This is a genomic window from Vibrio gangliei (assembly GCF_026001925.1).
GTDB lineage: Bacteria > Pseudomonadota > Gammaproteobacteria > Enterobacterales > Vibrionaceae > Vibrio > Vibrio gangliei.
The window spans coordinates 1,240,781-1,264,146 of sequence record NZ_AP021869.1 but is presented as its reverse complement, the minus strand read 5'-3'; the positions used below and the strand labels follow the sequence as shown (position 1 = coordinate 1,264,146).

Here is a 23,366-nt window from a genome sequence, read left to right as displayed (position 1 = left end):
TAATGAAATTAACGTAAAAATTAGCTTAACACTATCAAAGGCTTGAAGCATAAATTAGTATTGTATTTATCACTATTCAACAAACATTATAGGTAAAGTGTATGTCTCTCGTTTATTCCACAGAAACTGGTCGCATTAAACAAGAAAAACCTGTCGCAGAGCGACCAAAGGGCGATGGTATTGTTCGCATACAGCGAGAAACAAAAGGCCGTAAAGGAAAGGGGGTCTGTATTGTTACCGGCTTAGATATGGCTGACACTGAATTAAAGCTAGTAGCAGCAGAGCTAAAAAAAATATGTGGATGTGGCGGTAGCGTTAAAGATGGCAACATAGAAATTCAAGGCGACAATAGAGAAAAGATCAAAATTCACCTAGAGAAAAAAGGGCACATAGTTAAATTAGCCGGTGGTTAATCCTTTTGTAATAAGCGAATAATCAGTTTTCTCACCAATAAGGTCCACTCATGAACCGTCAGCATATTTTTGAAGGCTCGATCAATCGGGCCTTACTTTCTCTCGCAGTGCCCATCGTATTAGCGCAAATCCTACAATCGGCTTATCAACTAACGGATGCCTTTTGGGTTGGCCGTTTAGGCGCGGCACAAGTTGCCGCCGTTTCAGTTAGTACGCCGGTGACATTTTTAGTTATTGCCCTTGGTGCGGGTTTGGCGATGGCGGGCGCAACATTGTCGGCTCAATACATGGGAGCAGGTAATCAAAAAATGGTGAACCACGTGGCGGCACAAACTATGTTAATGGTAGTGGTCACGGCAATGACACTGGGCCTCACGGGCTATGTGTTATCACCTTATTTTCTGACCTTACTAGGCGTGGAAGAAGCCGTGTATCACGACGCACTAAATTTCATGCATGTGTCATTTATTGGTGTCATTTTTGTTTTCACTTATGCCATGTTCCAATCCATTATGCGCGGCATCGGCCAAGTAAAAGTGCCACTATTGATTGTGCTCGGTACCGTCATTCTTAACTTTGGACTCGATCCGCTATTTATCTTCGGGTTTGGCCAATTTGAAGGGTTAGGGGTGATGGGGGCTGCACTTGCCACTTTAGTCACGCAAGGCATAGCCGCTATCGTTGGCATGTGTATTTTCTTCCGTGGAAAACATGGTATTCATCTTACTTTAAGTAGTTTTAAACCTGATTTCAGTTACATTAAACGTGCCTTTTTCCTTGGTGCGCCGGGTTCTGTTGAACTATCTGCTCGGGCACTCGGCCTAATGATGATGTCATTTCTTGTCGCGAGCTTTGGCACCATCACTATTGCTTCTTATGGTGTTGGCTCAACTATTTTACAAATCGTCACTATTCCTGCGATGGGCTTATCAATGGCAGTATCGACACTTGTAGGGCAAAATATAGGTGCGAAAAACATTGAAAGAGCCTCGAAAATCACGGTTCTTGGTACGATTTGGGGATGGATTGCACTTACCATTTTAGGTATTTTTGCTTATATTTTTGCAGAGCAATGTGTGGCATTCTTTATTCCCGATGATGCGGCCGTCATTGAAAACGGTGCTCAATTTGTACGAACAATGTGTCTAACTTGGGGGTTCATTGGCGTTCAGTTATGCGTTGTATCAGCGTTTAGAGCTTCAGGTAACATGTTGAACACCATGCTAATTTCATTGCTTTCACAATGGGTTATTCAATTTCCGCTCGCTTATATACTGTCAAAACACACTTCGCTAAATTCAGCCGGTATTTGGTGGTCATTTGCCATAACCAATATTATCGTAGCGCTATTTTCTGTTGCTTGGTTTGCTCGAGGGAGCTGGAAAAACACAAAAATTACAGAAGATGATAAGCAAATTGCTAAAATTACCGATGAAGCCTATATCGAAATTGATGAACATCGCTCATAATCGGGTTAGATAACAAAAACGTAGGATAAACTATGTATAAAAAAATACTTCTTATTTCCGCAGCAGCATTAACAGTGACTGCATGCAGTTCAAATGAACCAGCACAAGATCCAGAGTTAAAAGTGAAGTGTGAATCTGTAAAAGTCATTCCAGGTGGATGGAAAGAAACTGAAGTGACCCCGGAAGCCAGACAAGCCGCTTTATTAGCAGCCACAAGCCTAGAAGGCTCTCATTCAGTGAAAGAAGTGCTTTCTGTACAAGAGCAAGTCGTGGCGGGTAAAAACTACAACGTCGTCTTCAGCATTGAAGATGGTACCACTTACGAAACTAAGGTTTACCGTAATCTACAGGGCCAATACAAGATTTTAAGTATCCAGCCTAAATCGTTAATCGATGAGTGTAGTGCGCCAGAATAATCTTTGGAAGGCATAACTAACTCTGTGTAGACAGGTTGATCTATATAACTGAAGAACGCCAATATTCAGCGCAATATTGGCGTTTTTATTATCTATAGAAAATAGCGGAATAGAGAGTCATCAGCAAAAACGGACATAAATGCCCGAGAAGTTTAGCGTCGAACTAAGCCGGTTTTTAGTACCAGAAAAACGTCGAAATATTAAAGAAAAAATGAGAGGTAAAACGTAGATTTAAGCAGATTATAGGAGTAATTCAATACATTTAACGCATAGTCACACCTTATTTAACATAATATACATAATGCGTAGTTAGTTAGTGTCTCATTCAGGCTTGAAACCATGACGGCCAACGCTCCGCAACCCATTGAAATTGCTGATAATCCCAAACCGTTATACTTTTTTGCGATGTTTTCCCATGCTCGTTTTGCTTCGTAGCTTTTCGCTTTATCTGCGGCTAAATATACAAGCACGGTTTCTGTATCTGCACCAATCTCGCTTGCAATAAAAAGTGCTTCATTTTCAGTTAGATATCTAACTCCATTTCTTATGTTTGATAGTTTTTGAGTGCTTATTCCTAAGTCATGCGCAATTTGCTTGTCTTGCACATAGTTTTTAGTCGTTTTATAGGCGTCTAATAGTTCGTTTATATACATTTTTAAAATCTCTCATTTCTCTCTATTGCTCTAATCATAGCCGATCACTATCCAATTTCGGATATTTACAATATGCAAAAATGGATATTAACTATATGCAAATTCGCATATTTGACCGCCTTAGGGGTTCGCCCTTGACGCTTATCCCTTTGGTGGTCACTTCTTAGACCGCTTGGAGGTCTGACCCTGAATCTTACTTTTGAGCGGTCGCCTCCATGCAATTTTTAAAATGACATTTCAGGGGTGTTAATTATGGAAAGTAAACCTTATCTGCATACTAAAATTTTAGAATTTTTTGGTTTTAAACTTCATATCACTGAAACAGATGGCTTGGTTTCATCTGTTTCTGTTAATGATCAGTCTCTTTCTCCCGATTCATCAATTTCTTTAGCTCGTCTTTATGAGCTTGATTCTTTTGGTGAGCCAATTCCAACTTCAAGAGAATTATATTCTTTGGTTTTTGATGGTTCTTTGTACTTTTTAGAAGGCAATGAATTAAACCGTTTTAATTCTTCTTTTCCTCATGAATTTTTAACTAGTTCAAAAGGTTAATTTAAGGGGGCTGTTATGTATCAACTAGTCAGAGACGAACAAACAGGTTTCGAGGAATGGATTAATTTTGTCCCTGTCCAATCGTGGGCAACGGCTGAACATATTCATGATGATCAGTTTATCCGTTCTGGCTTTGTTGACCACACTAAGGGTAATTATCCAAGCCATGTCGATTTGTTCGGTTATGATGAAAACCATATTCATATCCGTGATCTTTCATTTCTAATCAAGCCTACTTTTAACAGTCCTTGTGATGCAGTAATTAAAGCCCTTAAAGGTCACCGTGATTTTTCTGCACACATGAAGCGTTCTTTTATCGACATTCTGAAAAAGAAAGATTACTTCACTGCCCTTTCTACGGTTCAAGCAGCATCAGATCGACTTCATCAAAATGGTTATCCATCAACCATGAGCGATGACCAAATCAAAGAATTAGCCAATGAAAAGGCTGAAAACTTACGCCTTAAAATTTCCAATATGAAAGATGATGTGGATTCATGCTTTGCTTATGTTGAGCATTTTCTTTCTTATTCTGGTTTGGCGTTCCGTGAAGATGAAGTGAAGAAAAAAACCAAAACAGGCGAGCTTTTTTCTCTTGTGAATCGTGCTTGTGATCCTATTTGGTGGCGTCGTCAACTTCGCAGAAAATGTGCTTTGAATGTTGAGCTGGCTGCCCGTGATTTGGAGTTAGTTCAAAAGCATAAGCAAGTGTATTGCTCTGATTTTTCGGTTAACCGTATGCGTGAGCGTAACAAGTCAAACGAAATCGCACTGAAAGAAACCATTGCTTATGATGAAGATGACCCAAATAATTTTTTTACACTTCATGAGTTAAGTGCAAAATCTGTTTCTAATCCTGAAATTAGACGTGCTGAGATGTTCACCCGCTTGCGTGGCTTCGAGGAACTATCAAAAGAGTTAGAACACGATTCTGTTTTCTTTACGGTTACTTCTCCGTCTCGTTTTCATGCTGTATCTAAAGGTCAGGTCAATCAAAAATGGCTCGATGCAGGTTCTCCAACTGCGAAAGATGCGCACAAATATTTAATGCGTGTTTTTGAGGCTTTCCGTAAGTCTATTGATAAACAAGATGTAAAAGTTTATGGCATGCGCATTGCTGAACCGCATCAAGACGGCACACCACATCACCATTTTCTATTTTTTATGAAACCAGAGCATAAAGATTTTGTTATCTCTGAGTTTCAGCGTTTTGCAATGCTTGATTCACCTGACGAGTCAGGCGCTAAGAAACACCGCTTCAAAGCCGAGTTAATCGACAAAGACAAATCAGCGGTTGGTTATATCGCTAAATATCTAAGTAAAAATATTGATGGTCAGCATATTGCAAAAGACCGCAATTCTAACCTTGATGGTGTTCAAGCTGCTGAGCGTGTTGTCACTTGGGCGCGTGTTAATCAGATTAGACAATTTCAATTCATTGGCTCGCCTCCTGTTACGGTTTGGCGTGAGCTTCGCCGTGTTCGTGAAGAGTTCAAACAGGATGATGCTATGTTTACCGATTTAACAGAAGTCGAGCATTTAGCTTTGGAAAATGTTCGCAGGGCTGCCGATTCTGGCGATTGGAAAGCCTTTTGTATTGCTATGGGTGGTATTGCTGAGAAAAATGCAGATGCCCCACTACGCACCGTTTATTCAGTGCCGGATTGTATCGAAAAGTTAATTGAATCCGGTGAGTATTCTGCCACCAAATACGGTGATAAAGCTCAAGCTAGAATTTCTGGTTTGATGTTTAAGCAAGTGTTTGTTGCTACTCGTTTTAGAACATGGAAAACCGAGAATAAAGAAGTATTCCTCAAAGCCTCTCAGAAAATTATGGGCGGTGTTGTTGATTGGTTTGATGCTCTGGAACGTGAGCAAGAATATCAAAGAATGGCTGAGGAACGCTATCAGCAATATTTAGATTTTATGTCTTACAAAGAAGAGTTTGAGTTGTACGCCTTTGATTCTTTTGCTTTTGAAGCGGCTTATTCCTCTGGTTGTTCGGCGCAGCCGGACAGCTAGAGGAATAATCGCTTCCTTGGACTCGTGTCAATAACTGTCGCTCTTAATCTTTAAACAAAACAAAAGGAAATAAATATGAAAATTCAGGGCTTAATTTTGGATGAAACCGACATCATTCAATCTACAAAACTCAATCGTTCAACGGGCGAATCTGAGCAGGTCGCTACTATCAACTTAGTAACGACATTCCCTACGGACACTATCCGCGTTTCAATCTCCGCTGATTTATGGAACAAGGGCGAAGCTGGCAAAGTTTTAAAATCTCTTGTTGGCTCTCGAACTGAATTTCAAATCAAATATAACGAAATGTCTTTCGCGGATGATAAAGGTCAACACCGTTCATTTAATGGTTTCCAGTTGTTCGCATTACCAACACCAAATCAAGCTAAAGGCTAATCATGACTGACGCGCAATTTTCCGAATTATTAGATCACTTAGACAATTTTCAATTGCTTGTCTTTATTGGCCTTTGTTTTGTGTTAATTGCGCTCGGTTGGTTAATCGGAGGTCAACGATAAGCAATGTTATCTATTGAATTTATGACAGGTTCATTTTGTACAGTGTTTCTCCTTGGCTTTGCGATAGGGAAGCAAATTCTTGCTTTCAAACGTGCGGTCGAGATTTCTACAAGTGGTTAATTTATAGGAGATAAAACCATGAAACATTTTAATACTGTAAAAAAATACGTGAACACTAAAACTTTTTCTGTAGTGGCTGTTGCTGCTCTCGGTTCTGTTGGTGCTCACGCTGAATTACCTGCTGGTGCTGCTTCTGCAATGACTGAAATCACCACTTTGGTTGACGATATCATTGCGGCGGTTTGGCCAATTGTTACCGCTTTAACCGTTGGTTTTGTTGGTATCAAACTATTCAAGAAAGGTGCAAACAAAGCATCTTAATTGTTTCTCTCTATGGGCGGTCAAGGCGTCCATATCTTTATACGGATATTTACTTATGACCCTTAAAACAAACTTTTATCTTCTTATTATTTTGACTTTTGGGTTTTCATTTGCTGCTCATTCTGCCGATACATTTGTGACTGGTTATTACTATTATTGGTCACAGGGGGAAGGTAGTTCTCCTGACGAGCTTGCGTCTGCAAAAATATCTTCATTAGAATCATCAGATTTAGGATATCAATCTTATGTTTATTATTTAAAAGAAGCATATTCAAATGGTAACGTCCCGATTGAGTTTTATGGTCTTAATTCACAACAAAATGAAATTTTTCTAACTTCTTTTACTGCAAGGAAAGCTGAATGCACTTCCCAAACATCATATATCCTATCATGTAAAGCTTCTGAGTGTTCAGACGGTGAACAATATAATCAATTTACAAACCAATGTGAGGCAATTCCATTTTGTCAACTTCAATCTACATTAGATCAGATACAAACAGATCAAAATGCTTGTCAATTAAGTAATGGTATTTTTCATTATCAATGCCATAATGGTAATGATATTGTTTCGCCATCATTAGAAACAACCTGTAATGATGGTCCAGCATCTTGTTTAATAGGTTCTTCTAATTGGCCTGAATGCTTGGGTGACTATGACCCTACTTCACCGATTAATCCCCCTGACGGTGGATATACTTCACCTAATGATTCAACGGAATCATCACCAAGTTCCGGTTTTGATAAACCAGAGCCGGATACAGTAACGTCTAATGATTCAACGGATATAGCAGTTGTCCAGGCTATTCAAAATATGAATCGTGATAATAATCAGGCATTAGGCCAAATCAACAAAGATATCAATCAAAATTCTGCGGATATTAAAAACAAATTAACTGATATCAGAAACAGCACTAATGCCGTCGGTCAGTCCATTGTTGATCAAATGAATCAGGATTTTTTGATTGCACAGCAAAACCGCCTATTACAACTTCAACAAAACAGTATTATAGCTAACATTGGCGCTGGTATCTCTGATGCTGTTAATTCAGGCAGCGGCTCTATTGTTGATGCAATTCATAGTGAATCAATGGCTGTAAGAGATGCTATTAGCAGTATCGGCGAATCTATTTGTGATCCATCTACTGATCCTCGTAATTGTCAGGGTGACCATGAACTTAGTTATGGTGACGCTTCTAATTATATTACTGATGCCGCCGATGCAGCTGATAACGCTAGCAATATGGCTTATGATAATGCGGTATCAGCAGCTCAAGCTTTGGTTAATGATTCTGGCACTTCTGAAATTGAAGCTGTAATTAATTCAGATATCAGTTCTTTTATGAACGTTTTCCCATCCTCTGCTTCATGCTCTCCCTTTGCCATTCCTACACCACAGGGCGATATTTCTTTTGATTGTGATTTTTCAGATAAAGCCAAATCTCTAATCAGTTTTATTTTGTATATCTACACTGCGTGGACACTTTTTAGCATTGTCCTTTCTGGTATCACGCCTGCACCTATTCAAGCATCGAATAATAAGGGGTAACTATGCCTGTTTTCCTCATTCCTGCGTTAAATGGTATTAGCAACTTGTTGCGACTGCCTGCACTCGCTGTTTTTTTATCTCAACTTATGGCAACGGTTTTAGGATGGTTTGCTACTCGTTTGACGCGCTCTATCGCCATTAACTTGACTATCCTCACAATGGTACTTGGTTTAACTTTAACAACTGCCCTTGCTCTTAGTGCCATTTTTAACGGTTTATCTTACATAACACCGCCTGAGCTATCGCAAGGCTTTGCCTTTTTTATTCCTGATAATGCTATTCCCTGTATTAGCGCAATTTTTTCAGCTCGTGTTATTAAGTGGGTTTGGCAATGGCAGTTTTACGCTATTAACAAGGTGACGGGCTAATGGCCGTTTATTTTGTTACTGGTAAATTAGGTGCGGGCAAGTCTTTAACTTCGGTCGGTCGCATTCGTGATGCGTTTTTACGTGGTGCACCTGTTGCCACTAATCTTGATATCAATCTTCGATTCATGCTTGGTCGCAACAAGAAAAATACTCGCCTTTTACGTGTACCTGATAAGCCAAGTCTCGCTGACTTTCACGCTATCGGTAAAGGTAATACTACTTACGATGAACGCAAAAACGGTCTTCTAGTGCTTGATGAATGCGGCACCTGGTTTAACTCCAGAACTTGGAATGATAAGAGCCGCCAAGATGTGATCAACTGGTGTTTGCACGCTAGAAAATTAGGTTGGGATATCATCTTTATTGTTCAAGATATTTCCATTGTTGATAAGCAAGCTCGTCTTGCTTTGGCTGAACATACCGTTTTTTGTCGTCGTCTGGATCGTATGCAAATACCCATTATTTCAACCCTTATCCGCATTGCTACACTAGGGCAATTAAAACTCCCACTGCCTAAGCTCCATATTGGGATTGTGAAATATGGTGATAACGTCAACTCTTTAACCGTGGATAAGTGGTATCTGTGGGGCACTGACCTCTATCACTCTTACGACACAAAACAAGCCTTTTCAGACCATTATGAACACGGCACTTATTCTGTGCTGCCTCCCTACTATACGCATGGTCGTTATACCGTGCCCTATACCCTGAGAAACATCATGCGCATTACTAAAATTTATGCTCGCAAATATTCCCGTTTAATTGCCCTAACATTTGGCGCGTTAGCTTCTGGTTTATTGGTTTATTTCTTTGCGCCACATAATAAGCCTGAGTTAGACGCTGTTATTACTCAAGCGGTTGCTGAAACTAAGCCGGTTAATTTTGATTTTTCTGGTTACAAAATAGTGAGTTATATGCACCTGCCTGACGAACCTATCTATTTTGTGCTTGATAAGTTAGGACGCCGCATTAACTCGCATGAACTTGAATCATTGGGCTATCAATTCAACGCTCAATCCCGTTGCAATATCACTATCAGTCAAGGTGAACAGCATGAAACGCTTACTTGTTAAATTTACCGTTATTCTCTGGTTGGTGGTCTCGCCTATTGCCTTTGCTGCTGATGAACCAGTGTATGAGACCTCAAATCTTTCTATCTCTGAATTTGTTGCATGGGGCGCACGAAAACTAGACCGTCCGATTGTTCTATCGCAAGGTGTGACGGGTTCGGTTAGCTTTACCGCTCCCAACTTGCAGCCGTCCGAATATGCCTCCTTTTTTAATAACGTTCTCAACTCTCACGGCTACTTTGTTCAATATGAAAATGGGTTGTATGTGGTCAAGCCTAAAGAGGAAGAGATACAAGAAATTGAGCCCTCCCTTGTCAAACTTTATCGACTGAATCATGTGCGTAATTCCAAGGTGGTCGATTTGCTTAAATCCACTTTATCAGCGACGGTGACGCAATCCATTAAAGGCAATTCAGCAACAGGATTTAGCGCGGAATTACTCCCAACCACTAACGCTGTGATTGTGTCGGGAACGGCTGACCAACTCGCCAAAATAGACGCGCTTGTGTCCGGTATTGACCAACCACAACGACAAATTTTTATTGAGGCGGTTATCACTGAAACCGCATTGGATAACTCGCACGAAATTGGTGTGAATATGCAGCTGGCACTCGACAAGGCCGGATTTGTTACTAACACCACCGCCATTGACTTGCTTACCGATAATGCTGCTATCTTTTCAGGTGGAGATTTTAACGCGTTAATCAAGGCGGTATCGACTGACCAAAACACAGAACTGTTATCACGGCCAAATATGCTTATTATGGACAGGGAACGCGGTTATATTACAGTCGGTCAAAACGTGCCATTTTTAACGTCAACTGAGGCGACCGAGGGCGGAAATATTATCCAGTCTATTGAGCGTCAAGACGTAGGCGTATCCCTTGAGGTTGTGCCGCACGTCATCAATGATGAAATAGTCCTGCAAATCAATCAGGAATCGCAGTCCGTCAGCAATTCGTCTATTGCATCGGACATCATCACCAATAAGCGGACACTGCAAACCGTAGTTAAGGTAAAGGACAAACAAACCATCATGTTAGGCGGCTTGATTTCCAATGATGAACGCACCACACAAACGGGCGTACCTGTCCTGATGGATATTCCTTACCTTGGCGCACTGTTCCGTTCCGACAGAACCGAGAAGACACAACGAGAATTGCGGATAGTGATTAGAACGACAGTTTTATAATACAAACACATTGATAAGATCGATAACACTTTGTTATCAATGATTTTTGCGTATAATTCCTCCTTGTTTTTATTTCATGAAGGGAATTATTGTGAAAAAATCAAAGGTAATAGGTTTAATTTTAAGTGCTTCAGCTATGCTTTCCGGTTGTGGTTCTGTTAATAATGCACTCGCGGAAAAAAGTACAACGGTTGAGTATTATAGAATTTTCAATGTAGAAACAAATAGTAATAGATCGGCTGTAATTAAAGCTGCAAGTAATGGGCTTGGAAGAAATATTAATTCTGCAAATGAATCGACGCCAATCCCAAACTTTTCAACGCCTCCTGAACAATCTGGTAGATTTCATTTAGTAAACCCATTTGCAGGATCTAACATGGCTTCTTTAGCCGCCGCAAATGGTGTATCTTTAAAAATAGCTACATGTGATGGTGCAGTCTGGGTTGCTCAAGCAACACGTGAGATTCAAGATAGTAGCACATTAAAATTGACATCGTGTTTATGGCAATATAAAAACGGATACCATTTGGATGTTTATGCGTCGTTTAATAAACAAACGGGTGGCTTAATGCAAATTAGTCGAAGCTTGTCTGATGCAATGGTAGGTACTTCCGAAGAGTGGACGGAAAAAACATTTTTAGATATTGTCAGAGAAATAAGAAAAGAAACAGGTGCAAAGATCACGTATTTAGAAGGTTATCCCGAAATGCATGGTACACCATGGTTAGATACTGAAAAAAATATTTAAACTATCAAAATAGTTCAATTTATAGAGTATAGAAGTTGCAACAATTAAAGAAAAATTTATAATATTTTCATACTTTGAATTCACACTCTTAGTTTTATGTTGTAATTTTCAAAGTTACAGTGTTCGCAGTTTGGTGACTCTTACTGCTTAGGCATTGCAAAGAAAGTCAGTCTCCATTAGGTCTGACTTTTTTTGTTTCAAAATTTTGTAAAAATCATCAAATTCTATAACAAATCTTGAGTTTTTAGCAGTATGTCTTTTTTTGAATTCATAAATGACATACTTTTTTATGGCGAAGCCATCCAAGCCCACTCACTAACGTTACTGTATTCGCTTGATTCAACTGGGCGAAAACCTGCATTCACAATGCAACAGAAAAACACACCTCTTTACTCTAGAATCAAGCCTTGCAGAGCCTATCCACATCAATGGCGATTTATGCCACTGCAACTCAGCTACCTGCCCATTTAGGTTACATGTTTTTTTATACAGGTTAATTAGCCGAAGAAAGCAAAGCTCGCGCACCCTGTATAGTAATACGGGGTGAAAGTCTCACCCCTTTTACTTACTTGTTTTTCATCTTTATGGCACTTATCGCGCGCGCCATTTTTAAGAGGTGTGTTGAGGTTTTTATTTCGAGTTCGGATTGTATTTCTATTAGAGCCAATCCCATTAGAATTTGTTGCGGTGTAGCTCTGTGGTCGTAAGGTGTGATTAAGCAGTTTTTGTTCATTTTGAAGCCTTGCCATTCATCAGCATGGCTTAATTCTCGCCCTGAATACATTCTCATTAGCCGTTTGCACTCTGGCGGTATGGGTTTTCCCTTGTCCCAATCCGTGACCGTCCTCACAGTTTTGAAACAAAGTATTGCGGTTTCTTCTATAGTTAATCCGCACTCAAATTCACGAAAAACGTAGTTTTTTGTCATTTCGTGATACTTCATAGTTATAACCCTTTAAAGGGCTATATTGTACAGTTATGTTTTTTAACGTCTTATTTACCGTAACCTGACATAATGCGAACCTAATCATAATCACAAGATAAATCAACAATGCTGCAACAGATAACTATTTACTTAGCAAGTTAACTACTTCATTCGCATACAGAGCTAAATCTCCTTCGGTGAAATCTCTTGGGTTATCCAAGATCATTTAGTTCTGTCTGTGATTAATATGTGGCAATTACAAATCGATGGATTAACGAATGGTTACTTTAAACTCTCGTAATACGCTGCAATGTTGGCAATATCTGCATCGTTTATTGTGGCTGCCATTGGTGACATCACAGGATCTTTTCGTTCGCCGCTTTTAAACGCTTTCATCTGCTTTTCAAGATAAGCCGCATTTTGTCCTTTTAGATTAGGATAAGTTTTAATTGCGGCTTCACCATTGGCACCATGACACGAGGCGCACATGGCGGTTTTTGCTTGTCCAGCAGCAATATCCGCTGCGTAAGTAAAACTTGATGTTGTGGCTATCGCACATAGGGAAAGAAGAACAACTTTTTTCATAAGATACCTCTTGTTTATTTCACTTTACTGTAAACATCAATGTATACAATTTAGCAATATAAACGTCAATATCCAGTCGAGACAATAAAATTTTTATCTCGATCACGCCAATCAATGGGGAAAATAACAATTTAAGCCCTTCTGACTCTATTAAAAGTCGAGCAATTTGCTTAAATCTGCCTTGATGCTGTTTACTTTCTTACTGGCTTTTTCACTGCGCGACGCTTCTGTGACCAAATACTCAATCGCTTCAGATAATGTACAACCGAGTTCCTGTGCTCTTTCGGATAGTTTCTCCCAAACAGCGTAATCTAAATCGATTGATTTCTTTTTGGTATGAGCATGCTCACCATTAAAATGACGCTTACGCTTGGCGCGTATCGCTTGTTTTAGCTTATTATCAAGCTCAGGATTCATGTGTTCATCAATCCAGGTAAGAACTTGTGTTGGCTGGTGTTCTAATCGTTGTAAATAAGTAATCGCTGCTTGAGATTCACTGGAATCTTGGTAGCGCGTAATCGCTTCACCGTCTTTCCATTTCCGAATCAGATATTGCCATTTCCAACCACATTCTAAGTTTTCAAGTTGTTGATATTTCATTTGTCTTCCCTAATAGACATTGCATGGTGACAGCGTAACTAAAAACCATCACATTCTCAACGTTTTCCGTAATTTTTAATCATAGTCTAGCTTGATAATGCTTTATGATAACAGGCTCTCAAATCGTGGCATTGATGCAGACTTTCAAATGATTGAGAGAAGCATAAACAGGTATAAGATTAAGGTATTTTTCTATATAATTCTTAACCTTTATCCATATACTGAATTTTTATAATGATCAAAGAGTCTTGGCAATCCGTTATTCCTAATTTTTCTCAATTCGAAGATACTCTAATTCAAAGTGATAAGCTCCCTAGTCTATCCTTCTTAGATCTTCAGCCTAGACTTAAATCTACTTTGTTGCATTTCGAACGAACCAATTTCCCTCGTATTTTGTTTATTAATGCGCCGGATAATTACGTTTATCGCCAGCAATTATCTGAATGCTATAAAAATCTTAGCTCTGACATTGCGAGCAAACCTGTCATTGTCAGTGAGAGCCTGAGCCCAGAAGATCTATTCGGCCAATATCAAATTGAAAACGGTGAAATTAGCCATACTCGACAAGGCCTACTTGATCGCGCTCATGGGGGCTATCTTATTGTTTCTGCTAATTTAATTATTGCGAACCCTCGTATATGGCCCAAGTTCAAAGCGGCTGTTTTAGGCAATGCTTGCAGCCCACTACCCGCTAACTCTAAGCATGTCATCAGCCACCCACCAAAACATCACTACGATGTGAAACTGGTCATTGTCGGTGATCGTATGCAGTTGGGTGATTTCGAAATGTTCGATGCCGATATGAGAAGCGCGCTGTGTCTTTTTACAGAAATAGAGCTTGATTATCTGATTACAGAAAATAGCTTCAGCCAGTACATCGGTTATGTAAAAGGGATTCTCACACAATATAACCTTGGCTCTTTTGCAAATACGGCAGCTTGGCACTGGTTACTGATTCACGGCGCTCGTGAAACAGAAGACCAACAGCGTATGCCTTTATGCCCTATTTGGCACCGAACTTTGCTTACAGAAGCACATAACCTGACTAACGGGCAGCCTATTACTCACCAACACTTAACTCAAGCAATTGAACATAAGAACTTCCGCCAATCCTATCTTCCTGAGCGTGCTCTAGCGGATATCTTGGAAGGACAAGTTATTATCGAGACGCAAGGTGAACGTGTTGGTCAAGTGAACGGTTTGACCGTAATTGAAGTACCTGGCCACCCAGTTACTTACGGCGAACCAGCTCGTATTTCTTGTGTTATTCATTTTGGTGATGGTGATATTGCTGATGTGGAGCGCAAAGCTGAGCTTGGAGGCAATTTACACGCCAAAGGTATGATGATTATGCAGGCTTTCCTAAGTAGTGCATTAAACCTAGATGAACCACTTCCTTTTGCTGCATCTATCGTGTTTGAACAATCGTATTCCGAAGTGGATGGCGATAGCGCTTCATTAGCCGAATTGTGCTCGCTAGTCAGCGCCCTATCTGAGTACCCAATCAACCAACAAATCGCCGTTACTGGCGCAGTAGATCAATTTGGCCGCGTGCAAGCTGTCGGCGGTTTAAATGAAAAAATCGAAGGTTTCTTTAAGGTATGCCAACATCAAGGGTTAACAGGACATCAAGGTGTGATTTTACCTAAGTCGAATCTGAAGCACTTATCATTGCAACATGACCTTGTGCAAGCGATCAAAGATGAACAATTTCATATCTGGTCAGTTGAATCAGTTGATGAAGCGTTACCTCTCATTTTTGGAAAAGCATTTCGTGGTGATGAAGAAGAAACTATCCTTAAAAGGATTTCAGAGAGAATCGATCATTTCGACAAGCACGATTCTGCACCGTGTGGACTACTAAGCAAGTTCAAAAATCTCATTGGTTTACACTGATCGGACTTGTTTAGCGTACACGTGTTCTCTAAGATACACGGACTAATTTTGGAGTAATTAATAATGCAAAACAAACGTAATTCGTACACACGTGAAGATCTTTTAGCATCAAGCCAAGGAGAGCTTTTTGGCCCAGGTCGCCCTCAACTACCAGCACCAAACATGCTGATGATGGACCGCATCGTAAAAATTACCGATGAAGACGGTTCTGGCACTTTTGGTAAAGGTGTGATTCTTGCTGAATTAGATATTACTCCTGATCTTTGGTTCTTTGATTGCCACTTCCCTGGCGACCCTGTAATGCCGGGTTGTTTAGGACTTGATGCAATGTGGCAACTTGTTGGTTTCTTCCTTGGCTGGGTTGGCGGCGAAGGTAAAGGTCGTGCTTTAGGTGTGGGTGAAGTTAAATTCACAGGTCAAATTTTACCTACAGCAAAAAAAGTTACATACGAAATCAATATGAAACGTGTTGTTAACCGTCGCTTAGTCATGGGTCTTGCTGATGGTCGCGTTTTGGTTGATGGCAAAGAAATCTATGTTGCTAAAGATTTGAAGGTTGGCTTGTTCCAAGACACCTCCTCTTTCTAAGAGATTCATTATTTAAAATAAGTCAGCGTTATGCTGATTTATTTTATCCAACACATCCAGTTATAGTGCATTAAGTTATAAAAATAAAGGCTCCTAAACTGGAGCCTCATGAAATAACATCTTACTTAATAAGTCCTGACTGCCGATCGTCTCTTGCGTCTCGCCAGCCTCCTAACCAATTCGATTTAGCATCCGTTTGCTGATATGGACAGTCATCCATCGACCTGCCATTAAGACCGGCTTTATAACCTTGAGATTGCGCTCTTTCTAGGCGATCGCGTTTCTGTCTCTTCATAGTACAGTCCTCTTACTTTGATCATTACCAAAAAACGACTATCTTGTGGCAATTTTATGACACCACTTAATAAGCATCGATCAAAGCCTGAGTTTTCTCAAGGTAAAAAAAAACCGAGGCGCATTTTTGTGAGCCTCGGTTCAATATTACATTTTCATTTTGCGTCTTCGGAAACTTATTAAGCCAAGCATGGTCAGCATGAAATAACCGAGGCTACCAGCACCTTGTCTTTCTACTGGCGCATCGCCCTCACCACGAGTTTCAATATCCGCTGCCGTTGCCCCTGCAATTGGTACCAGCTTAACTGCGACTAATTTTTCATCTATATTTCCATCACCACAGTATGAATTATGAGTCGTATTATCATAGCCACCAGCACAGTAGTTAGCTGTTGCTGAAATCACTCCATCATCATTAATACCGGTTGCATTTACAATACGATAGGCATTATTCGCATCAGAGATTGAGCTATCACCATTGTTATCTCCGTTGGTTAAATTATCTAACCACCAAGCTTTCCCTTGGAACAAGGCTAAACGGTCAACATTTGTCCCTGTTGTTAAGTTTAGAGGATCAATAAAACCACGACGACGTCGCTGTTTACCATCCACTTCACGGTTGTCTTCAGCATCAATTGAACCAACAATTTCATTGTAGTTATTAATCGCATTCGCTTCACCACCGGCACCTTTGAAGAAGATGTCGCCACTTAGGAAAACAGCTTTTGGCGCAGATGATGTACTACCTTCTGATGCATCCGTATAAAATAGTCGATTATTGGCTGCACCATTTTCAGGCTTATCACCCTGGCGCTTTGCTTCACCTATTGCAATTAAGTTTTTGTTTATATCCTTAATCAAACTATTGCTATAGATGTAATCATCACCTTGCTTTACTTCGGCACCTGAAACAAAAACCGTATCCCACTGGTCAGCAGCAGTCGGTGAGCTAAAGCTTGATTTAGGGTAAAAAATAGACGCTTGCATCAAATAGTTGTCGTCATGGTCAACAGTATTAAAACCACCTAGCACAGGTTTTCCTGAATAATCTCCTTCCTCTGGAACCGTAGCAGTACGCGCACTCCCCTGAGCTGCATAATCATCGTGATTAGGTGCTGTAAAATTGCTCCATGGCGCTACGGTGACACCACTACCATCTGTAGTCCATACGTATGCTTTAGTTGCAAAGGCAAAGTTTTGGCAATCTTCTAGAAGCACTGGATTTGGATAATTAGTTGTATCGGTACATTTACTTAAATCATGACCATCGTAATTTTTATTATCATCGTCATTATCGAATGGTGCTACTGAAGCTGAGCCCACAACATAAATTGAGCCAGCAATCTCAAAGGAATCATATGCGAAAGTACGACCCATTTGTTTTACTATCGCATCACCGTCTTGTTTTGGAAGCAGCACGGTATCACCATAAAAGCCACGTTGACGATATTTAAGTACACTATTATTACTACCAACATAATAATAACCACTACTTGAAATGCCAATTGGAGTCCCATCTTCTAGAACTTTATTCACAACAACATTAGCAGTACCATCTTGTAAAGTACCACCTGGAACCGTGTAGCTAGTGTCCTCTGGTGCAGCTACCTCTTCACCATTAACAAAACCAATGGCATTACGACCATTATAACCTTGATAAAAAGCACGACGCTCTTGGCATAAACCGCCAGTTAAGCTGTAATCACAAGCCTCTTCATCGTTATCTGATGTCGCGCCAAACCACTGTTTTTCAGCCCAAGTTTCACAAGTCGAGTATCCTAATTGGTTATAACAATAGTTACGAATATCTCTTAAATCTTGATAGGTGAATGTATTGTCCATTTTAAACGGCACTTCATCACGATAAGAAATACCGTCCTCACCTTGGCGAGTATCGCCTCCTAAAAGGTAATCATCACCCGTTCCACAATCAGTGGTAAAACACCCTAATGGATTATCCTCAGAAGCAACTGGTGATTCAGGATCGCTAATCGCACTTGAATAGACTTTATTTGCATCAACATTAGAATCAACCGGCACAATTTGATAAAGCGCCGCCGATGCGGAATTGGCTGCCATTAATGCAGCAGCCACCATTGATAATTTGAAAATTTTATTTGGCATTAATTAAACTTCTAATCCGTTAGCCCTGCATAGATTCAAGCTCTTCCCAACGCTCGAATGCAGTTTCTAATTCTTGTTCAGCAGCGCTCAAACGAGCCAAAACCGCTTGGGTTTCATCACTGCTCTGGGTGAAAAAGTCAGGCTGATTAACCTGAGCTTGTAATTCTTCAATTTCACTTTCAAGTTGCTCTAAAACTTGAGGGAGTGCTTCTAGCTCTCGTTGCAGTTTATAGGATAACTTCTTCGGTTTGTTAGCAGCAGGTTGAGATTTGGGAGTTTCCTCAACTACTTTAGTTTCTTTTGCTGCTTTCGTGTTCGAATCTTGGTTATCCGTAACACCACGAGCGAGTAACGTTTGGTTTCTTTGCTCTTGCGCATCGTGATACCCACCAACAAACTCTTCAATTTTACCGTTACCTTCAAAGATCCAACTTGAAGTCACGGTATTATCAACGAATTGACGGTCATGGCTCACCAGCAGCAAGGTCCCTTGATAATTGGCAAGAATTTCTTCCAAAAGTTCCAATGTTTCGATATCTAAATCGTTGGTTGGTTCATCTAAAATCAATAAATTGTTCGATTTTAAGAACAAACGCGCAAGTAATAGACGATTTTTCTCACCACCAGACAAAGCTTTGACAGGTGTACGTGCTCTTTTCGGTTCAAACAAGAAATCTTGCAGATAACCTAAAGCATGACGAGTGCGCCCACCCACGGTCACTTCTTGTTTACCATCCGCCAAGTTGTCCATCACCGTTTTTTCAGGATCTAGTACTTCACGGTATTGGTCAAAATAGGCGACTTCTAATTTAGTGCCGCAATGCAAACGTCCAGAGTCAGGTTGAAGTTCCCCTAGTAACAATTTTAAAAGAGTACTCTTACCACAGCCATTTGGACCAATTAAGGCAATACGATCACCACGCATGATGTTGAAACTGAAATCATCAACAATCGTTTTACCATCAATTTGATAATGCAGATTTTGTGCTTCAAAGATGATTTTGCCAGAGCGATTGGCTTCATCAATCTGAATGTTAGCCTTGCCCTGCACCTCACGTCGTTCTGAACGTTCTTCTCTTAATTTTTTCAGTGCTCTCACGCGTCCTTCATTTCGAGTACGTCGAGCTTTAATGCCTTGTCGAATCCACACTTCTTCTTGAGCAAGCTTCTTATCAAACTCGGCGTTCTGCATCTCTTCAACACGCAACGCTTCTTCTTTATCGACCAGATACTGCTCATAATTACCAGGATAAGAACTTAACTTGCCGCGGTCTAAATCTAAAATTCGAGTCGCCATTGACTGAATAAATGCACGGTCGTGCGAAATAAATACAATGGAACCTCGGAAGTCTTTCAAAAACGCTTCTAGCCACTCAATCGTAGTCACATCTAAATGGTTAGTTGGTTCATCCAGTAGCAATACATCGGGATCACACACTAAAGCACGAGCTAATGCGGCTTTACGTTGCCAGCCACCTGACAAGTTAGTCAGTAATGTATGACCATCTAGCGAAAGCGACGTAAGAATATTTTTGATGCGGTCTTCTAAACGCCATGCATCATTGTGATCCAGTTGCTCTTGTATCTTAGACAAACGGTTAATATTTTTCTCTGACGGGTCTTCCGCCATTACATCTAACTGATGCTGATATTCCTTTAGCAATTCGCCGACTTCAGCTAACCCTTCTGCCACATAATCATAAACCGTGCCTTCGGCATTTCGTGGCGGATCTTGCTCTAAACGCGAGACGATAACGTCTTGTTCGATTTGAATCTTACCGTCATCCATGATGATTTCGCCGGCAAGCACTTTCATCATGGTGGATTTACCTGCACCATTACGGCCAACAAGACACACGCGCTCGTTCTGCTGCAAAGCAAAATCGGCTTTATCAAGTAATGGATGATCGCCAAAAGCTAACTGGCCATTATGAATGGTAATTAACGCCATGTATTTTTTAACCACGCTTGTAATTCGTCTAAATTAAAAGGCCAGCCTAGTTCACTTTGAACTGAATGATGATTGGCTGACACTTCTTCTGAGTGGGAAATGAACGCTATAGACAACACTGGGATAGTGAGACCGTAACGAGAGTAAAGGTCGTCGTCATAAGCAATATCAACCACTTGTGTTACCTTATCGAGCGATAACGACTCTAGCATAGCGTAGGCTTGCTCGCATAGATGACAACCCTGGGTTGAATATAAAATCAGCATCCTTTCCCTTATTTACTTACTGTATCTATTTGTTACTTCAGCTATTGGCTGATGAGTTGTGTGTAATGATCCAACAATTATGGATGTGCTTATTACGAGCAAAATCCAACGGTAAGGTCTTAGCTGAGATGTTTTCAGCTTTCAGTTCAAGCCTTTCAATGCCTTCCAGATCCATTTTGAATAAACGTTTGTTATTTGAAAACACAACGACCGCATCTTCACGCATCAAACGTTTTAAATTTTCCATCAGCATCAAGTGATCACGCTGAATATCAAACGTCTGTTCCATGCGTTTTGAGTTAGAAAACGTAGGTGGATCAATAAAAATCAAATCAAATGTACGATCTTCATGTTGAAGCCACTGTAAACAATCCGCCTGCTCAAACTGATGCGCTTCGCCAGTGAAACCATTTAGCTCCATATTACGCTGCGCCCACTGCAAATAGGTGTTCGACATATCAACCGTAGTCGTCGATTTTGCGCCACCAGCTGCCGCATGAACGGTTGCACTGCCGGTATAGGCAAACAGGTTCAAGAAATCTTTACCCGCCGACATCTGCCCAAGGCGACGTCGTGTTAGCTTATGATCCAAGAACAGCCCAGTATCGAGATAATCTTGTAAATTCACTAACAACTTCACACCGTACTCATTGACTTCAAGGTATTCAGAGTCTTGAGAAAGTTTCTGATATTGACGCTTACCTTTCTGTTTTTCTCGTGTTTTGAGCGTGACTTTGTTTGCATCTACGCCCAAAACTTGAATCGTAGCACGGATAATATCCGTCAATCGGCGTTTCGCGACTTCTTCTGGAATCGTTTTAGGCGGCGCATATTCTTGGATGATGACATTGTCTAAATACAAATCGATAGCGACATTGTAGTTTGGCAAATCGGCATCATAAACACGATAACAATCGAGCTGCTCTTTCTTCGCCCACTTGCCAATTTTTCCCATATTCTTCTTCAAACGATTGGAAAAATCAGGTGCGACTTGCGCTTCAGCACTATCAGAATGACGTTCAGTAACTCCATTAGGATTCACACGAGCAGTAATCGAGTAGTTTTTTTGATGACACGGTAACGCACCGTTGTTCAGTTTATACTGCTTATCCGCTCGCATGCGTAAACAGCTAAGCAATTCTTCACTGGATGAAAAGATGGATGCATTACTCCCAGCGAATTCACTCTTAAGTTGAGCACCAAAGGCTGTATACAGAGCAATTAAACCAGGCTCAGTTCCTAAGCGCTCACCATACGGCGGGTTACATACGATAACCCCCTGCTTAAAACCTGCTGGCTTTTGCAATTTAGCCGCATCACCCAAACTAAATTGAATCACACCTTCGAGTCCAGCGCGTTTTGCATTGTCTTTAGCGGTTTGCAATACACGCGGATCGTTATCAATACCGAAAAAATGATTCTCAGCTAGCGATTTAATCCCTTTACGCCCTTGAACGCTGGCTTCAGCTTTAATTTCAGCCCAAGATTCGCTATCAAAATCGTATAAAGATTCAAAACCCCACTTAGTTCTTTGAATACCAGGAGCGACATTCGCTGCCATTAGAGCCGCTTCAATGATCAACGTACCGGAACCACACATTGGGTCGAGCAATGGTTGAGATTTATCCCAGCCACTTCGGCTCACGATTGCACAAGCCAGTGTCTCACGCAATGGAGCCGCACCAGCTTTCAAACGATAGCCACGTTGATGCAACCCTTGCCCCACCATATCAATACCAAGAATGGCACGGTCACGGTGTAAGCGCACATGAACACGAAGATCCGGCTGATCTTTGCTGATCTCTGGGCGCCCTAAGTCTTTTTTGGTGAAACTATCGACGATAGCGTCCTTAACTTTCATAGCACCATACTGACTGTTTCGAATCTCTCGGTTTGTTCCGTTGAAATCGACGATGATGCGCTTTTTCACAGAGAAATACGCTGACCAATTCACCGCTGATGCCGATAAATACAGATCCATATCATCATTACAGTAAAATTCAGAAAGAATCAGCACAAAACGAGAAGCAAAACGACTCCACAAACAACAGCGATAAAGTTGCGCTTGATTGGCAGTAAAACGCACCCCTGCTTGAACCGGTTTTGCATCCGTGATCCCAAGCTGGGTCAATTCGTCCGCGAGTAAATTTTCAAGGCCATTTGAGGTAATTGCTAAATATTGATTCATTTTGACTTCAGTACAGTGATAAATGGATGTGGATTATATAACGAAAGCCCTCATAGATGCGACCATCAAGCCATGAGAACACTTGAATATATTGAAACAATGGACAAGAAACCGCCGCTTTCATTCCCCAGAGATGTTTTCAGCACAATTACAACACTTCAAAGCACTCGATTTTTCACACGACAAAACTAGCAATACCTTTAATAGCAAAATGAACTCCACGCTTAATCATTAACCAACATGAATTCAAGTCATATTTAAAACCAATAGTTACAAGCATAGTGAGTACTTATTCACTAGGCAATCACACAAAAATCTGGTCTATACCAATGCGATTTTTACAGTGTAAATTTATTACAAAATGGCAGAAAATGAGGAATAAATGATGTAAGAATGGATTTTTACTTAAGGATTTAGTGCGTATTTTTATCTATTTGAGGAAAAATATTTTGGACATTAAATGCACTTTTTTGCGCTATGTCTCACTTTATACTGAATTAGATGTTGTGGTTTTCACCACCTTCCGATGAATTTTTGAAAGGATTAAGGCTTGGGCTCGCCACTTGAAGTGAATTTTTTACAAAAAAAAGCCGGCACTATG

The 23,366-nt window shown here is 40.5% G+C and carries 22 protein-coding genes and 1 pseudogene; 14 read left to right on the top strand and 9 right to left on the bottom strand.

Annotation, left to right across the window (positions count from 1 at the left end; all coding sequences use genetic code 11):
• Nucleotides 1-101 precede the first annotated feature (101 nt).
• The 3 genes from yciH to Vgang_RS05700 are packed head-to-tail and all read left to right on the top strand — an operon-like array spanning nt 102 to nt 2,298.
• A complete protein-coding gene (gene yciH, locus Vgang_RS05710) occupies nt 102-413 on the top strand; it encodes a stress response translation initiation inhibitor YciH (protein ID WP_105902094.1) in 312 nt (103 codons plus the stop codon).
• A 50-nt stretch (nt 414-463) separates the two neighbouring features.
• Nucleotides 464-1,882, top strand: coding sequence for an MATE family efflux transporter (locus Vgang_RS05705; protein ID WP_105902095.1), 1,419 nt, complete (start codon nt 464-466; stop codon nt 1,880-1,882).
• Between the two features lie 32 nt (nt 1,883-1,914).
• Nucleotides 1,915-2,298: a cystatin domain-containing protein gene (locus Vgang_RS05700; protein WP_105902096.1), complete on the top strand. Its 384-nt coding sequence runs from the start codon at nt 1,915-1,917 to the stop codon at nt 2,296-2,298.
• Between the two features lie 284 nt (nt 2,299-2,582).
• Here Vgang_RS05700 and Vgang_RS05695 read toward each other — a convergent pair whose 3' ends face one another.
• Nucleotides 2,583-2,951 carry a DUF3693 domain-containing protein gene (locus Vgang_RS05695; protein WP_105902097.1) on the bottom strand — a complete coding sequence of 123 codons (369 nt, stop codon included), beginning with the start codon at nt 2,949-2,951 and terminating at the stop codon, nt 2,583-2,585.
• Nucleotides 2,952-3,203: 252 nt separating this feature from the next.
• On the opposite strand from Vgang_RS05695, the gene Vgang_RS05690 reads away from it, so the two are divergent.
• From Vgang_RS05690 to Vgang_RS05650, 9 genes are all read left to right on the top strand, one after another.
• Nucleotides 3,204-3,503 (top strand): hypothetical protein, encoded by a 300-nt coding sequence (locus Vgang_RS05690; protein WP_105902098.1) that lies wholly within the window; start codon nt 3,204-3,206, stop codon nt 3,501-3,503.
• Nucleotides 3,504-3,518: 15 nt separating this feature from the next.
• The gene (locus tag Vgang_RS05685) at nt 3,519-5,525 is read left to right on the top strand and encodes a replication endonuclease (protein WP_105902099.1); all 2,007 of its coding nucleotides are present in this window, start codon (nt 3,519-3,521) and stop codon (nt 5,523-5,525) included.
• Between the two features lie 75 nt (nt 5,526-5,600).
• On the top strand, nt 5,601-5,921 hold the full coding sequence (locus tag Vgang_RS05680) for a chemotaxis protein (protein WP_105902100.1): 321 nt from the start codon (nt 5,601-5,603) through the stop codon (nt 5,919-5,921).
• Nucleotides 5,922-6,181: 260 nt separating this feature from the next.
• On the top strand, nt 6,182-6,424 hold the full coding sequence (locus Vgang_RS05675; RefSeq protein ID WP_105902101.1) for a major coat protein: 243 nt from the start codon (nt 6,182-6,184) through the stop codon (nt 6,422-6,424).
• A gap of 55 nt (nt 6,425-6,479) precedes the next feature.
• On the top strand, nt 6,480-7,970 hold the full coding sequence (locus Vgang_RS05670) for a hypothetical protein (RefSeq protein ID WP_105902102.1): 1,491 nt from the start codon (nt 6,480-6,482) through the stop codon (nt 7,968-7,970).
• Nucleotides 7,971-7,972: 2 nt separating this feature from the next.
• Nucleotides 7,973-8,338: a DUF5455 family protein gene (locus Vgang_RS05665; protein WP_105902103.1), complete on the top strand. Its 366-nt coding sequence runs from the start codon at nt 7,973-7,975 to the stop codon at nt 8,336-8,338.
• The gene (locus tag Vgang_RS05660) at nt 8,338-9,411 is read left to right on the top strand and encodes a zonular occludens toxin domain-containing protein (protein ID WP_105902104.1); all 1,074 of its coding nucleotides are present in this window, start codon (nt 8,338-8,340) and stop codon (nt 9,409-9,411) included. Before Vgang_RS05665 ends, Vgang_RS05660 begins: the two co-directional genes overlap by 1 nt.
• On the top strand, nt 9,392-10,600 hold the full coding sequence (locus Vgang_RS05655; protein ID WP_105902105.1) for a secretin N-terminal domain-containing protein: 1,209 nt from the start codon (nt 9,392-9,394) through the stop codon (nt 10,598-10,600). Before Vgang_RS05660 ends, Vgang_RS05655 begins: the two co-directional genes overlap by 20 nt.
• A gap of 91 nt (nt 10,601-10,691) precedes the next feature.
• Nucleotides 10,692-11,348 (top strand): hypothetical protein, encoded by a 657-nt coding sequence (locus tag Vgang_RS05650; RefSeq protein ID WP_245879908.1) that lies wholly within the window; start codon nt 10,692-10,694, stop codon nt 11,346-11,348.
• Nucleotides 11,349-11,913: 565 nt separating this feature from the next.
• Here the strand turns inward: Vgang_RS05650 and Vgang_RS05645 are convergent.
• From Vgang_RS05645 to matP, 3 genes are all read right to left on the bottom strand, one after another.
• Nucleotides 11,914-12,291: a phage protein gene (locus tag Vgang_RS05645; protein WP_105902106.1), complete on the bottom strand. Its 378-nt coding sequence runs from the start codon at nt 12,289-12,291 to the stop codon at nt 11,914-11,916.
• A 264-nt stretch (nt 12,292-12,555) separates the two neighbouring features.
• Nucleotides 12,556-12,858 carry a c-type cytochrome gene (locus tag Vgang_RS05640; protein WP_105902107.1) on the bottom strand — a complete coding sequence of 101 codons (303 nt, stop codon included), beginning with the start codon at nt 12,856-12,858 and terminating at the stop codon, nt 12,556-12,558.
• A 150-nt stretch (nt 12,859-13,008) separates the two neighbouring features.
• Complete coding sequence (gene matP / locus Vgang_RS05635; protein ID WP_105902108.1) at nt 13,009-13,458, bottom strand: macrodomain Ter protein MatP; 450 nt, start codon at nt 13,456-13,458, stop codon at nt 13,009-13,011.
• 234 nt (nt 13,459-13,692) lie between these two features.
• Here matP and Vgang_RS05630 point away from each other — a divergent pair, with 234 nt between their 5' ends.
• Both Vgang_RS05630 and fabA read left to right on the top strand, forming a co-directional pair.
• Nucleotides 13,693-15,354 (top strand): S16 family serine protease, encoded by a 1,662-nt coding sequence (locus tag Vgang_RS05630; RefSeq protein WP_105902109.1) that lies wholly within the window; start codon nt 13,693-13,695, stop codon nt 15,352-15,354.
• A 63-nt stretch (nt 15,355-15,417) separates the two neighbouring features.
• Complete coding sequence (gene fabA / locus Vgang_RS05625; RefSeq protein WP_105902110.1) at nt 15,418-15,942, top strand: bifunctional 3-hydroxydecanoyl-ACP dehydratase/trans-2-decenoyl-ACP isomerase; 525 nt, start codon at nt 15,418-15,420, stop codon at nt 15,940-15,942.
• A gap of 121 nt (nt 15,943-16,063) precedes the next feature.
• On the opposite strand, the gene rmf is transcribed toward fabA, so the two are convergent.
• From rmf to rlmKL, 5 genes and pseudogenes are all read right to left on the bottom strand, one after another.
• The gene (rmf, locus tag Vgang_RS05620; protein WP_086984359.1) at nt 16,064-16,237 is read right to left on the bottom strand and encodes a ribosome modulation factor; all 174 of its coding nucleotides are present in this window, start codon (nt 16,235-16,237) and stop codon (nt 16,064-16,066) included.
• Between the two features lie 146 nt (nt 16,238-16,383).
• Nucleotides 16,384-18,360, bottom strand: coding sequence for a DUF3466 family protein (locus tag Vgang_RS05615; protein WP_105902111.1), 1,977 nt, complete (start codon nt 18,358-18,360; stop codon nt 16,384-16,386).
• 19 nt (nt 18,361-18,379) lie between these two features.
• Nucleotides 18,380-20,311, bottom strand: coding sequence for an ABC transporter ATP-binding protein (locus Vgang_RS05610; protein WP_105902112.1), 1,932 nt, complete (start codon nt 20,309-20,311; stop codon nt 18,380-18,382).
• Nucleotides 20,289-20,577: pseudogene (locus Vgang_RS05605) on the bottom strand (glutaredoxin family protein). The gene Vgang_RS05610 and the pseudogene Vgang_RS05605 overlap by 23 nt, the downstream one beginning before the upstream one ends.
• 37 nt (nt 20,578-20,614) lie before the next feature.
• A complete protein-coding gene (gene rlmKL / locus Vgang_RS05600) occupies nt 20,615-22,765 on the bottom strand; it encodes a bifunctional 23S rRNA (guanine(2069)-N(7))-methyltransferase RlmK/23S rRNA (guanine(2445)-N(2))-methyltransferase RlmL (RefSeq protein ID WP_105902113.1) in 2,151 nt (716 codons plus the stop codon).
• Nucleotides 22,766-23,366: the final 601 nt, after the last annotated feature.

Coding starts and splice junctions, on each gene's coding strand:
- yciH (WP_105902094.1), top strand. CDS start 102: ATGTCTCTCGTTTATTCCACAGAAACTGGTCGCATTAAACAAGAAAAA.
- Vgang_RS05705 (WP_105902095.1), top strand. CDS start 464: ATGAACCGTCAGCATATTTTTGAAGGCTCGATCAATCGGGCCTTACTT.
- Vgang_RS05700 (WP_105902096.1), top strand. CDS start 1,915: ATGTATAAAAAAATACTTCTTATTTCCGCAGCAGCATTAACAGTGACT.
- Vgang_RS05695 (WP_105902097.1), bottom strand. CDS start 2,951: ATGTATATAAACGAACTATTAGACGCCTATAAAACGACTAAAAACTAT.
- Vgang_RS05690 (WP_105902098.1), top strand. CDS start 3,204: ATGGAAAGTAAACCTTATCTGCATACTAAAATTTTAGAATTTTTTGGT.
- Vgang_RS05685 (WP_105902099.1), top strand. CDS start 3,519: ATGTATCAACTAGTCAGAGACGAACAAACAGGTTTCGAGGAATGGATT.
- Vgang_RS05680 (WP_105902100.1), top strand. CDS start 5,601: ATGAAAATTCAGGGCTTAATTTTGGATGAAACCGACATCATTCAATCT.
- Vgang_RS05675 (WP_105902101.1), top strand. CDS start 6,182: ATGAAACATTTTAATACTGTAAAAAAATACGTGAACACTAAAACTTTT.
- Vgang_RS05670 (WP_105902102.1), top strand. CDS start 6,480: ATGACCCTTAAAACAAACTTTTATCTTCTTATTATTTTGACTTTTGGG.
- Vgang_RS05665 (WP_105902103.1), top strand. CDS start 7,973: ATGCCTGTTTTCCTCATTCCTGCGTTAAATGGTATTAGCAACTTGTTG.
- Vgang_RS05660 (WP_105902104.1), top strand. CDS start 8,338: ATGGCCGTTTATTTTGTTACTGGTAAATTAGGTGCGGGCAAGTCTTTA.
- Vgang_RS05655 (WP_105902105.1), top strand. CDS start 9,392: ATGAAACGCTTACTTGTTAAATTTACCGTTATTCTCTGGTTGGTGGTC.
- Vgang_RS05645 (WP_105902106.1), bottom strand. CDS start 12,291: ATGAAGTATCACGAAATGACAAAAAACTACGTTTTTCGTGAATTTGAG.
- Vgang_RS05640 (WP_105902107.1), bottom strand. CDS start 12,858: ATGAAAAAAGTTGTTCTTCTTTCCCTATGTGCGATAGCCACAACATCA.
- matP (WP_105902108.1), bottom strand. CDS start 13,458: ATGAAATATCAACAACTTGAAAACTTAGAATGTGGTTGGAAATGGCAA.
- Vgang_RS05630 (WP_105902109.1), top strand. CDS start 13,693: ATGATCAAAGAGTCTTGGCAATCCGTTATTCCTAATTTTTCTCAATTC.
- fabA (WP_105902110.1), top strand. CDS start 15,418: ATGCAAAACAAACGTAATTCGTACACACGTGAAGATCTTTTAGCATCA.
- rmf (WP_086984359.1), bottom strand. CDS start 16,237: ATGAAGAGACAGAAACGCGATCGCCTAGAAAGAGCGCAATCTCAAGGT.
- Vgang_RS05615 (WP_105902111.1), bottom strand. CDS start 18,360: ATGCCAAATAAAATTTTCAAATTATCAATGGTGGCTGCTGCATTAATG.
- Vgang_RS05610 (WP_105902112.1), bottom strand. CDS start 20,311: ATGGCGTTAATTACCATTCATAATGGCCAGTTAGCTTTTGGCGATCAT.
- rlmKL (WP_105902113.1), bottom strand. CDS start 22,765: ATGAATCAATATTTAGCAATTACCTCAAATGGCCTTGAAAATTTACTC.